The sequence below is a fragment of the Peribacillus sp. NPDC060253 genome (assembly GCF_042727425.1).
In the GTDB taxonomy this organism is placed as follows: domain Bacteria; phylum Bacillota; class Bacilli; order Bacillales; family DSM-1321; genus Peribacillus.
In genome coordinates, this window is record NZ_JBHXAS010000134.1 from 1 (window position 1) to 12557 (window position 12557).

9 protein-coding genes are annotated in these 12557 nt (G+C 39.9%); 6 read left to right on the top strand and 3 right to left on the bottom strand.

Annotated features, from left to right (window positions below):
• Positions 1-689: 689 nt before the first annotated feature.
• The 5 genes from ACFWE9_RS23000 (at position 690) to ACFWE9_RS23020 (ending at position 6058) form a co-directional block, all read left to right on the top strand.
• Entirely contained in the window at positions 690-1970 is a 1281-nt protein-coding gene (locus ACFWE9_RS23000; protein WP_377358969.1) for an MFS transporter, read from the top strand.
• Between the two features lie 507 nt (positions 1971-2477).
• Positions 2478-3266, top strand: a complete 789-nt coding sequence (locus tag ACFWE9_RS23005; protein WP_377358971.1) for an SDR family NAD(P)-dependent oxidoreductase — start codon at positions 2478-2480, stop codon at positions 3264-3266.
• A 485-nt stretch (positions 3267-3751) separates the two neighbouring features.
• Entirely contained in the window at positions 3752-4546 is a 795-nt protein-coding gene (locus ACFWE9_RS23010; protein WP_377358973.1) for an alpha/beta fold hydrolase, read from the top strand.
• 97 nt (positions 4547-4643) lie between these two features.
• On the top strand, positions 4644-4892 hold the full coding sequence (locus ACFWE9_RS23015; protein ID WP_230156479.1) for a ferredoxin: 249 nt from the start codon (positions 4644-4646) through the stop codon (positions 4890-4892).
• 173 nt (positions 4893-5065) lie between these two features.
• On the top strand, positions 5066-6058 hold the full coding sequence (locus tag ACFWE9_RS23020; RefSeq protein ID WP_230156477.1) for an NAD(P)/FAD-dependent oxidoreductase: 993 nt from the start codon (positions 5066-5068) through the stop codon (positions 6056-6058).
• 369 nt (positions 6059-6427) lie between these two features.
• Here ACFWE9_RS23020 and iadA read toward each other — a convergent pair whose 3' ends face one another.
• Entirely contained in the window at positions 6428-7600 is a 1173-nt protein-coding gene (iadA, locus tag ACFWE9_RS23025; protein ID WP_230156475.1) for a beta-aspartyl-peptidase, read from the bottom strand.
• A gap of 39 nt (positions 7601-7639) precedes the next feature.
• Positions 7640-9061: a YfcC family protein gene (locus ACFWE9_RS23030; protein WP_230156473.1), complete on the bottom strand. Its 1422-nt coding sequence runs from the start codon at positions 9059-9061 to the stop codon at positions 7640-7642.
• Positions 9062-9263: 202 nt separating this feature from the next.
• On the opposite strand from ACFWE9_RS23030, the gene ACFWE9_RS23035 reads away from it, so the two are divergent.
• On the top strand, positions 9264-11306 hold the full coding sequence (locus ACFWE9_RS23035) for a sigma 54-interacting transcriptional regulator (protein WP_377358976.1): 2043 nt from the start codon (positions 9264-9266) through the stop codon (positions 11304-11306).
• A 180-nt stretch (positions 11307-11486) separates the two neighbouring features.
• On the opposite strand, the gene ACFWE9_RS23040 is transcribed toward ACFWE9_RS23035, so the two are convergent.
• Complete coding sequence (locus ACFWE9_RS23040) at positions 11487-12392, bottom strand: LysR family transcriptional regulator (protein WP_230156470.1); 906 nt, start codon at positions 12390-12392, stop codon at positions 11487-11489.
• Positions 12393-12557: the final 165 nt, after the last annotated feature.

Below are 12557 nucleotides of genomic sequence, written 5' to 3' on the forward strand. Positions count from 1 at the left end.
TTATATATGTATAAAGAATCGTTATAAAAGAAAGACAATGATTGAGCGGATGAAGAATCATTCTTCAATTTTGGGTTTACCTATCGAAGGAATTGTTGATGGGCGGTTCACGAATTGTATGCTTTATTCACCTCAAGCTGTAGCATAAGTTGGGGTGCTGAACAGGAATCCATGATTAATGCAACTCAATAATTATTTTTGAAACTTCATTAATCGAATCGAGAAAATGTCCATCATGCCCAAAATCCGGAGATGCTACGGACTGAAGAATCTACTAAGTCTAGAGTCCGTTCAAGTAAAAGGTTTTAATCTGGAACAGTAGGAGGGGGGCTCCATAGGAGTTTCCTAAGGCTCAAAATTTGCAGAAACGTTATCCGGTTTTATGTGATACAGGGAAAGTCAATGGTGAAGGTATTGTTTCGTGTTGTTTTCAACGAAACAATACTTTATTTTGTTTTGTATACAAAACTATTTTTTGTCTTGAAAAAAATAGTTTGAATATTATTGACTATTATGAAAATTCGATATAACATTAAATATCGGTAACATTGTTTTTTATATAAAACAACGGGTTGCTGCTATTTTTTTGAAAGGAGGAGTAGGTCAAGTTTAATAGTATGATAGACATTTTCTTTATCGGAAATCATGAAAGCGCATTCAAAGGAGCCTATTTATAAGGGGGAAATAACATGTTACAAGGTCAAAAAAGATGGTTGTACATTGCAATTCCTATTTTTTTCTTCTGGTTTTTCGGTCAGATTGATAAAGTGGGTATCTCCGTTATCCAAACGGATCCGGGATTTTTAAGTGATCTTGGATTAACCGGCCCGGATAAAAATGCAAAAATTGGTTTGATCTCCTTTATATTCATGATTTCATACTCCTGTTCCAACATTTTTTGGGGCGTTATTATTGACAAGTTAGGCGCACGGAAAACAGCAGTTTTAGGTTTACTGGTATGGACAGCAACCATGGTGATGGGGGGGCTGTCCACTTCATACGAAATGTTTTTAATCAGCAGGGTCATCCTCGGAATTGGGGAAGGTATGATGATTCCGATATCTGGTAAATTTATTTCGAATTGGTTTAATAAACGAGAACTTGGCAGGGCACAGTCATTCTGGATTACGGGCAACTATCTTGGCCCGGCATTGGGTACCGTTATACTCATTCTGATTATTTCAACGTTTCATTGGCAGGCGGCATTCTTTGCCCTCGCTGCCTTTAACTTACTTATCAATATTCCAATGTTCCTGTTATTGACTCGTAACACGCCAGAAGAACATCCACGCGTCAGTAAAGAAGAAGTCTCCTATATTCGCCAAAAAGACGAGGCTAATGATGTGCAGTCGAAGCAATTCTTCGCTAAGGATTATCGTTATTGGATTGTCTGGTTTGGCAATTTGATGTCGTCCTTTCTTTTCTTTGGAATCAGTATTTGGCTGCCTACATATCTTGTTGAGGCTAAAGGCTTTGAAAGGGAAGCGATGACTGGGATTACTTCATTATCCTGGCTATTTGCACTTGGGTTTGTCCTGGCTGGGGGATTTTTGGCGGACAAAACGAAGCGCCCGAGTTTACTGGCGACGATTCTTTTCATACTGACAGCCGTATTTTTGACAATTGCTGTTATTGCACCAAGTCCTATTTTGGCTGGCGTTTCCATGGGGCTCGCTATGGGATCTCAGGGAGGAATGTTTCATCTAACCAATTTTTTCATCATTAAATTTTCAACACCTGAAACAGCGGGCCGTGCAGCCGGTTTAATGGGATTCACAAATATTATGGGTGGATTTTCAAGCTATATTATGGGGTGGAGCCGCGATTTGTCTGGCGGTGATTTTGGTCCTTCCATTGCTATGCTGATTGTAGCAGCCGCTTTCGGGTTTGTCGCGTATTTGTTTATGATTAAACAAGAAGCTCTTGAATATCACCTAAGTAACACGACGGGAAATAAAGTAACTTTGTAAATGGGTAAATCTAGTGGACAGCAGCAGCCCACTTGGCAAATGAAGTAAAGCCTCTAGCGGTTCTAGCGGAATTGGTGTTCGATAAATCGATAAAAGGCTAAAAGTTTAATATAATGCGTTTTTTAGAAGTGGTTTCTCAGTAAGAATACGAGCTGGAATCTTACTGAGAAGCTACAATGAAGTCGTCAAGAGTCAAATCTTGTAGACCTTTTACGAGTACATAGGAGTAAGGATAACCACAGATTGATATATTTTGGAATCACGAGTTGCAAATCAAGTAGGGTATTTCAAAAGGTGGTTTCATTTTTTTACAGACTACTAAAATTGTTTATATTAAAACGTTCTTTTATATATGGAACTAAATATCATGAATAAAGAGAAGATTAATGTCCCATAAGAAATTTGAAAAAAATATGTGCTCTCTATCAAGACCGTATACATGATTGAAACCTAGATCTTTGTATAACCGTTCACCAGGAATAAAAAATAATAGAAGGGGTGGAGACCATGGGAATGACTTTAAAAGATAAAGTCGTAATGATTACAGGGGGAGCTTCAGGAATAGGGGAAGCTGTCACACGCCGTTTTATACAAGAAGGAGCAAAAGTGAGCATTATCGGCCGCTCTAAAGACACATTAGCGAAAATGAAAGAAGAATTTGGTGGAAATATCCTTACTTATCAGGGAGATGTAAGCAAATACGAAGACAATGAACGAGCGGTCCAAGCTACGGTCGAACAATACGGAAAGTTAGATGTTTTCATTGCGAATGCCGGCGTGTTCGATGGATTTGCTAAATTTGCCGATGTGACTCCTGAGGCGCTTTCCGAAGCGTATGATTTCCTTCTCAATATTAACGTAAAAGGATCTTTTTTCGGAGCGAAAGCAGCTCTTGAAGAACTGCAAAAAACAAATGGCACAATAATTTTCACTGTGTCCGGTGCAAGTTTTTATCCAGATGGCGGCGGTGTTTGGTACACAGCGAGCAAACACGCCCAAATTGGATTGATGCGCCAGCTTGCGTTCGAGCTCTCGCCTTCTATCCGGGTAAATGCGGTAGCGCCTGGGGGTACATTGACAGCACTTTCGGTGATCCCGCCACTGCGTCCATTTGTGAAAATCGTCGATAATGATACGAAAGCAAGCAGCATAAAAAAACGAAATCCTCTTCAACTTGCCCAGATGCCGGAAGATCACGTTGCGACGTATGTACTGTTAGCTTCTGACGAATCACGCGCGATTACAGGTGAAGTCATTTCCAGCGATGGTGGATTGTCAGTGCGAGGACTTGGCTAGGCTGGCACAGTTTTTGGAATACTGTATTTTGCTTTATTTGTAAGACCGGAAAGGAAATAGAATTTCTGCTACTTAAGTTTAGTGTCTTGTTACATAAAAAAAATCCCTGTTATCAGTCCGCTATTTGTCGGCGTTTGCTTAATCCTTATTTTTTAGCAGACAGGTCGTGGTTCTTTGGAAACAAATCATAAGATGTTGCTGGAACGCTAATGATGTTGATGCTGTACGACAGTGTCAGGGAAACGTATCGATAAACAGATCAAGTTCCGGACATTGCAGGTAAGGAAGCACTTTCCATATCGAATCAAAACGAAAGCTATTTCCGTCAAGAGAAACTAAATGAGGTAAATCATTGGCTACTTTAAGAAAAGATATTTCAAGTATAGGTGAATTAAGAGTTAGATATTTTCCTAAAAAATTACAGTAGTCTGGAAATCCATTGCTCAAGAAAGATATACCAATTACAAGTAAGGGGGACTGATATTATGCCATACGTAAAAGTAGAAGATTTAAGTATTCATTATGAAATAGAAGGTAATGGAGAACCATTAGTATTGTTACATGGTATGAGTAATAATTCACAGTCATGGAAGGAGCAAATCCATGAATTAAAGGAGCATTATACAGTAATTGCATGGGATGCTCCTGGTTATGGAAAAAGTTCAGATCCAGCAGAGGAATTTAGAAATTTTAAAGAGTTTGCACGGATTCTGAACGGCATGCTAGATCAACTAAAGTTGGAAAAAATCCATCTGCTCGGCCATTCAATGGGAGCGGCAATTGCGATAGAGTACTGTATCCTGTACCCAAATAAGATTAATAAACTTATATTAGCCGATTCGACAAGAGGGGCTGCTGCTCTAACCCCAGAAGAGAACGAGACGAAATTGAAAAATCGATTATTTTCGATAGAAAACCTTTCTACTGAGGAGATAGCGGAAAAGAGGATAAAAGCCTTGCTATCTCCCCATGCTTCAGAAAAAGTCTATAAGCGAGTAAAAGAGATCATGACACAGATAAGACCGGCAGGATACCGTTCGGTAGCCTATTCTCTTTATCATCTAAATCAAATGAGATCGTTATTTCATATAGATGTTCCTGTTCTTGTAATTTGTGGTGAATTGGATACTGTAACGCCTATAAAGGAATCAGAAGCAATTCATGAAGAATTAATAAATTCCAGGCTAGTGATAATTCCAGATGGCGGTCATTTGTGTTACCAGGAAAATCCCAGAAAGTTTAATTCAAGCATCCTAGAATTTTTGAATGATATCGAGTAAGGAAATAAAGAATAGGAATTGCCTAAGGCTTCAAAACCTTATAAATGCCTTAGTAAAAAAACAGGGCTTATATTAGAGAGGGGAATGGATAGTAAAAATGGCAAACTATACGATCGTGGATAAAGAAACTTGTATTGCATGCGGAGCTTGTGGTGCTTCAGCTCCTGATATTTATGATTACGATGAAGAAGGTATTGCGTTTGTTATATTGGATAATAATGTTGGGGCAGAGATCATACCCGATGAACTCGAGGAAGATATGATAGATGCTTCAGAAGGATGTCCAACCGATTCTATTAAAGTAGCTCAAATATCCTTTGATGGTAATCCTAATAAATTTGAATAATATTTATAAATGTAATCAATGAGGACGTTTGTAACGGATTATAGATGAATATTAACTAAGGAAATTGACACCTCTAGTTTATTTTTTGTAGAAACTTTACAAGTCAATCTCTTACAATCAGCAAATCATTTTCAGTATGAGCAACCAACATAGAATGACAAGGAGTGATTACAATGACAGAAGAAAAGAAGGTCTATGACATAACAATAATTGGCGGGGGCCCAGTTGGGTTGTTTACGGCGTTTTATGGGGGAATGAGGCAAGCGAAGGTGAAAATCCTTGAAAGTCTTCCTCAATTGGGAGGACAGCTCTCGGCTCTTTATCCTGAAAAATTCATTTATGATATAGCTGGATTTCCAAAAGTAAGGGCTCAGGAATTGATAGAGAATTTAAAAGAACAAATGAAGGTATTCGAACCAACAATTTGTCTTGAAGAAGCAGTTGAACAGTTAGAAAAACAAGCAGACGGAACATTTAAGATCACAACAAACCTTGAAACGCATTTCTCAAAATCAGTAATCATTACTGCTGGAAATGGAGCTTTTCAGCCTCGTAAACTAGAATTAGAAGATTCAACACAGTTCGAAAATAAGAATTTACATTATTTTGTGAATGATATGAGCCGCTTTAAAGGAAGGAAAGTGGCGATTCTAGGCGGTGGAGATTCTGCTGTTGATTGGGCCCTTATGTTAGAACCGATTGCTGAAAAAGTAACATTGATACACAGAAGAGATAAGTTCCGTGCTCATGAACATAGTGTCGAAAAATTAGTGAATTCCTCTGTTGAGGTCAAAACACCTTATATTCCTGCAGAACTGGTAGGAGCAGATCAGATTACTCAAATTGTTTTAGAACACACTAAGACTCAACAAAAAGAAGTGGTGGACGTAGATGATTTAATTATTAATTACGGCTTTGTCTCTTCTCTTGGTGCGATTAAAGAATGGGGTCTAAACATCAATAAAAATGCAATTATCGTTAACTCCAAACAAGAAACAAATATTTCAGGCATTTACGCAGCCGGGGATATTTGTACGTATGATGGAAAGGTTAAATTAATTGCTTCCGGATTTGGTGAAGGCCCAACGGCAGTCAATAATGCTAAAGCTTATATTGATCCTAAAGCGAAAGTCCAGCCGATGCATAGTACTTCCTTATTTAGTTGACCTATAGCTTGTAACGAGGCTCTGCGAGACCCGTAAGTAAAAAGTGACGGATAGGGCGTCTCAATAAACTGATTTAAATGTAATGAGAGGCAATTGGATATTGTTCAAATAATGATGACTGAAAAAGCATTTATTGGATTCAATACGCAGAAATTTTTGTATAGCAAAAAGTCGAATTCCTTCACAGCTAGGAATTCGACTTTTTAGATTGTTTTAAGGAAGGCGCCTGTAACATATATCCAATAATACGGACCATGTAAGGATAGAACAAGATTTTTTAGAAGAAAGGTAAATACCAGGAGATGCCCATTGGGATCCAAACAATGCGAGACATGACAATTTTGCGATAACGTGTACCTTGTCTGTTATTCATTCAAATGTTCCTTTTATCAAAGTAACCCCCTTTTCTACCATAACTTGTCCTCTTGCCATTACAGTGTCAATTGTCAATGTTTCCTTTTGTAACAATACGATATCGGCATCCTTCCCGGATTGGATGCTGCCCTTGCTTGAAAGCTTCAGCACTTGTGCGGGATTTGTGGTGATGACCTTCAGTGCGGTTTCCAGAGGGATGCCTTCCTCTAAAACAGCATCACGCACTTCTTGATATAGCGATGATACTTTTCCTACTTGAAGGCCGGCATACTCCCCATGGGAGTTAAAAAAGGGAAGGCTTGCTTGCCCGTCTGAAGAGAAGGTGATGTGACCGACTGGAACCCCTTCTTCAAGCATCATGCGCAAGGCCATGCTGCACTTCACTTCCCCTTCCTCTAAAAACTGAGGAATGGTACTTGTAGTAAAGTCAACGTATCCGCCTTTCTTAGCGTAATCAATTCCCGCCCTGAATAATCCTTCATTTCGGTTGATATGTGTCGGATGGAGCTGCCGAATCGGAATGTTGGTTTTATCAGCAATTTCATGTAACAATGAGAGCTCTCCATCACCGTCCCCTACATGCACTTCTATAATACCGGCCTTTCCTGACAGGATACCGCCGTTGCGAGCCGCTGCAGCGATTTTAGTTAATTCTCCAAATGTGGGTTCTGATGATCTATGGTCTGAGATGGCAATCTCCCCGACACCGATTATTTTGTCGATTAAAATAATGTCGTCTTCGATTTTACCTGTCAATGTTTTAACTGGCACTTGATAGGAGCCAGTATGAATGAAACAGGAAATACCCTCTTCTTCAAGCGCACGCGCCTTGGCGAGAAGACTCTCCATTCTACGCGTAGTTCCGTCCGTGCCAAGTAAGCCGACCAGTGTTGTAATTCCTGAAGTTGTAATATCAGTGAGCTGTAGCTCGGGGGTGCGGGTTTTGAATCCGCCCTCGCCGCCCCCGCCGATTATATGAACATGTGAATCGATAAAACCTGGAACAACCAAAAGATTAGTCGCATCAATGATTTGAATAGGAGCAAAGTTGTCAGGAATTTCGATTCTGTCATCTATGAATGCGATTTTATCATTTGTAATCAATATGTCTTTCCGTCCTAAGTAATTGGGTGAGTATATCTCGCCATTTTTGATTAAAGTAAGCAATGCGTTTCTCCTCCTGTGTATAATTAGTAATCTATAAAATCAGAATGGACCATATCCGATAAAGTGAGCTGTGATGACAGCTATCAATCCGATGAGATATTGAATGAGCACCAGCGGGAGAATCCACTTCGCCCACTTTGTCCACGGAATGCCTGCGATTGCCAAGCCCGCCATCAAGGTGGTAGCGGTCGGGAAAATCATATTTCCGATTCCGTCCGCAAAAGAGAAGGACAACACTGCGGTTTGGCGTGTAATTTCCAATATGTCTGCAAGCGGCACCATAATTGGCATGGTCAGCATCGCATGACCGGTGCCGGACGCTAGAATGAAATGAATAAGAGTTTGGAAACTGTACATGCCGGCAACGCTTAAATAGGCCGGAATATGCTGGATAGATTCAGATACTTGATGAAGCATAGGGTCGACGATATGTCCCTCATTCAATACGACTAGAATGGCGCGTGATACGCCGATTATCAAAGCGCCGCCGAGCAAGGCTGCGGATCCATTGATAAAGGAGTTGACGATGTGATCTGCTGATAATTTTCCGATGATTCCAATTACGATCGTCAATACGATGAATAAGGCAGCGATTTCTGTCATGTACCACTGAAACTTGATAACTCCAAACGCCAAGACGATATAGTTAATTAAAAAAGCGCCTAAGATGAACTTATGTCCCTTTGTTAACTTCGCACTTGATTGCAGCAGTTTTTTTGATTCTTCTTTTGTATATTTTCCGTAGATTCCTTGAGAAGGATTTTTCTTTACCTTCATTGCGTAACGATAGATATAAAGAACGGAAACCAGGTAGACGATAACAAATAAAATAAGGCGGAAGCCTATACCTGAGAACATCGGCAATTCTGCGATTCCTTGGGCAAGCCCAACTGTGAATGGATTCATGACGGCAGTTGTAAACCCTGACATTACTCCTACTATGACAATGGCGGTTCCTGTAATAGTGTCGAATCCCAGAGCCAATGCCAGTGGAATGATAAGAGGAAGATAAGCAAGTGTTTCTTCCGCCATCCCCATTAAGGAGCCGCCTACAGCGAAAAACAGCATCACGACAGGAATCAATAACTTTTCACGCTTCGCCAACTTCCGAGCCATTGTGGCGATCAGTACATCGACCGTACCTGTTGCTCTTAAAACACCGAAAAACCCTCCGATGATCAATAAGAAAAAGATAATATTTCCGGCTTCTACCATGCCTGTGTGAATAGCTTTCATCATATCGAAAAATCCGACCGGTGCGGATTCTATCCATTTGAAAGAATTGGCGTCAACAGTAGTCCGTCCGTCCGCTTCAATCCGTACATATTCCCCTGCAGGCAAAATGTAAGTGAATAGAGTTGCTATTGCAAGAATGCAGAGCAGCAATACAAACACATTGATTTTTCTCTCTTTTTTTCCTGATGTTCCAAGCGAAACAACCTTCTCTTCTATTTGGCTCATAAGTGTCTCTCCTTTGTCTTTAAAATACATGCATAGAATTAAAACGCTTTTCCTCCTTTATACAGGTAACAAGCAAAATCCATGCCAATATGTAAAGATTGATTTTTATGAAATCTTTATGGTTGGATTGGAGTTTAAGGTCTTTATTGGTTCTTTTTGGTGATATAATAGAACCAATTTGAAGGGAGAGGTAGGTGTTTTTATGTCAAAATCCTCACTTACACTTATTGCGGGAAGCTCAAAAACAAAGCAAGCCTTGCAGGAACAGCTGGAACAATTGCTTGGAGACTATGTTCATGTCACAAGCTATGCTGCTGATGAAGGAATACCACTTTCTCTGGAAGATAGAATGATCTTATATTCATCAGATGCCGCTTATGAGAATAAAAAGGGTATGTATAGCGTACATGCCGAGAAAATAATTGTGGGAAAGAGAACAGTTAATCATGAATACATTGACAAACTTTTAAGAATACCTGATGGTACAGCAGTTCTGCTGGTAAATGATGATGATGATGCCAATATAAGTCTTATTGAATCCTTATATCAGCTTGGTATCGATCATGTTAAATTTATCCCTTTTCGGAAGGGGATATTGTTTTATGAGGATGTCCAAATTGCCGTTTCACCAGGGGAAACTCATCTTTGCCCCTCCTACATAAAAGAAGTTATCGATATAGGCGTGCGTCTTTTTGATATAACAACAATTCTGGAAGTTGTAGAATGCTGCGGTTTGAACAAGGATATATCCTCTAAGATTTCAGAAAGGTATATTAGCAATATCATTGAATTACAACGTAAGCTTTTGTATGCAGAGCGGGTTGCCTTGCAGATGAGCGAACACATCCAAAATGTGTTGGGGACTGTCGATGACGGAATATTGGTCGTTAACGAGAAAGGGCTGATAACGGTATTCAATAACCAGCTTGCGGCGCTGTTCCATGTTGAAGCCCAAGATGTGGTTAATAAGTATCTAGAGCATGTAATGAATCGCCGGGATATTACCGATTTCATCATGGAAAGTGATGAGGAAAGTAAGTTCTTCGACATAGACGGCGTGGATGTGGTGATTTTTAGGTTGCAAATGATGAAAGAAAATACAATCGTGGCAACCTTCAAAAGTGTACATCAAGCCTTTGAAATAGAAAAGACAGCACAAAGAGAAATGCGAAATAAAGGCTTTTATACGAAATACTGCTTTGATGATATTATCGGTGAGGATGAAGTAATGAAAGAGCGTAAGCAGATTGCCAAGAAGCTTGCTTTGTCGGAGCATCCAATTTTGATCCAGGGTGAGACAGGAACAGGAAAAGAGCTGTTTGCTCATGCTATTCATGAGCATTCTTTGCGAAAGAACGGGCCGTTTCTGGCTGTCAACTGTAGCGCTTTAACAGAAACTTTACTTGAAAGTGAATTGTTTGGCTACGAAGAAGGGGCATTTACAGGAGCGCAAAGGGGAGGCAAGAAAGGGCTGTTTGAAATGGCGGATAACGGGACTATCTTTTTGGATGAAATTGGTGACATAAGTCTCACAGTTCAATCCCATCTGCTTCGAGTTCTGCAGGAGGGGGAAATCCGCAGAATTGGCGGCAAAAGAATCATTCCCATTAATGTTAGGGTGATTACCGCTACGAATAAAAATCTTCATGATAAGATGCGGGACGGTTCATTCAGAACAGACTTGTTTTACCGTCTGAATGTACTCAATCTTTACATACCGTCACTCAAAGAGAGAAGAGCGGATATTCCACTTTTGATAAAGCATCTCATCACAAAAAGCGGGAAGTGGGTAAAAGTAGAGCAAGACGTTCTGGAGTATTTCATGCAATATGAATGGCCCGGCAATATACGGGAACTTAAAAGCACAATGGATTACATGCTGACGGTTTGTGAGGGAAATGTCGTGACGAAAAGTGACCTTCCGTTCATGCACGGGCTTGTGGAAGTAAGTGTGACGGCGGATTATCCCGTCTGTGAAAGTATGCTCGAAATGCAGGAGCGCGCTTTCATCTTGGAAGTAATCAAGCAATGCAATGAAAAAGGGAAAGCGGCAAGCAGAGAACTGATTTCAAGTCAAAGTCAAGAAACGGCCTTTGTCTTGTCCCCTCAGCAGATCCGTCGCCGCTTGGATATTTTAGAAAGCGAAGGATTTGTCGTCAAAGGCAGAGGAAGGGCCGGCACTAAGATAACCGCTGCTGGAATAGAGTATTTATATTTTCTTAAGTCAAAGCATGCTATGCATTGATATAATTAGTCACTACCAATATGGGGAGTTTGCTAATATAAGGTTTTTATAAGTTATGGAAGGGGTCCCGCCCCATCGCCAATAAGAAGTTTAAGAGGTGAAATTATCCAATATTAAATGCCCCATTTCTCAGTGTCTTAAAAGAGAAATGGGGCTTTTTTAACACTGATTAGTATAGTTTTACTTGAAATCATGATCATTCTCTAACGTTTTCAAAATATGCTTAGTCAGCATTGATGCATCTGTGTTTTTCCATACTGCCGATATGGAACTGGATAATTCCGAGTTATCGATGTTCAAGGCTTTAACTTTGCTTTTTCCCAACAAACTCACCATATCTTCTGGCATGAGTGCTACACCTAAGTTATTGGATATTAGATTGGCGATCGTCAGTAATTCAGAGCCTTTACATAATTCTTTAGGTGAAAATCCAGCAGTCAGACATGCCTTTTCCAAAAGGAATTGAAGGGAGTGTGCTTGAACGGCATCATAATGGATAAAAGGTTCGTCTTTTGCTTCGTATAAATGTATAGCATCCTTTTGGGCTAGTGGATGATCAATGGAAACGACTAATTGTAAAGGGAATCTCATGAATTCAATCATGCTTAATCCTTCATTGGCGATGATGTTACTGTGAATGGGCGTTCGGATGAAACCGATGTGATAATTTTGTTGGTTTACGAGTTTTACGGCCCTTGAGGATGTTGTTTCATGAACGTAAAATTCTGTTTCCGGGTATTCCCCCACAACCTTTTTTAATAGCTTCGGGATAAATATGCTAGCTGCAGAGGGGACGGTAGCAATATTCAGTTTAGGCTTGGGAATGGTTTTATTTTCAACTATGTAATTCACTGTTTTCTCAATATCTTCAAAGGAAGGAGCTAGTTTTTTATAGATGTACTCTCCTTCTTCTGTCAATGTAATTTTTCTTGTCGTTCGATTCAATAATTTAAAGCCTAATTGTTTTTCGAGGGATAAAATCTGTTGGCTAAGTCCGGGCTGGGATATATGCAGGGTTTTGGAAGCCTCACTGAAACTAAGATGGTTGGAAACCTCTATGAAATAGCGGAGGGATAGGAAATTCATACAATCACCCACTTCAGTTGGATTTGAAAAACACTGCAAAAATGGCTGGTAAAAGAAAGGGTGGACTTCTAATATTCCCTCTCAAACAAACGCTGGAAATAACGATTAAAGGCTAGAAATATGCTAGGAAGGTCATTTTATAATATAGACTTATAAGTTTATAAC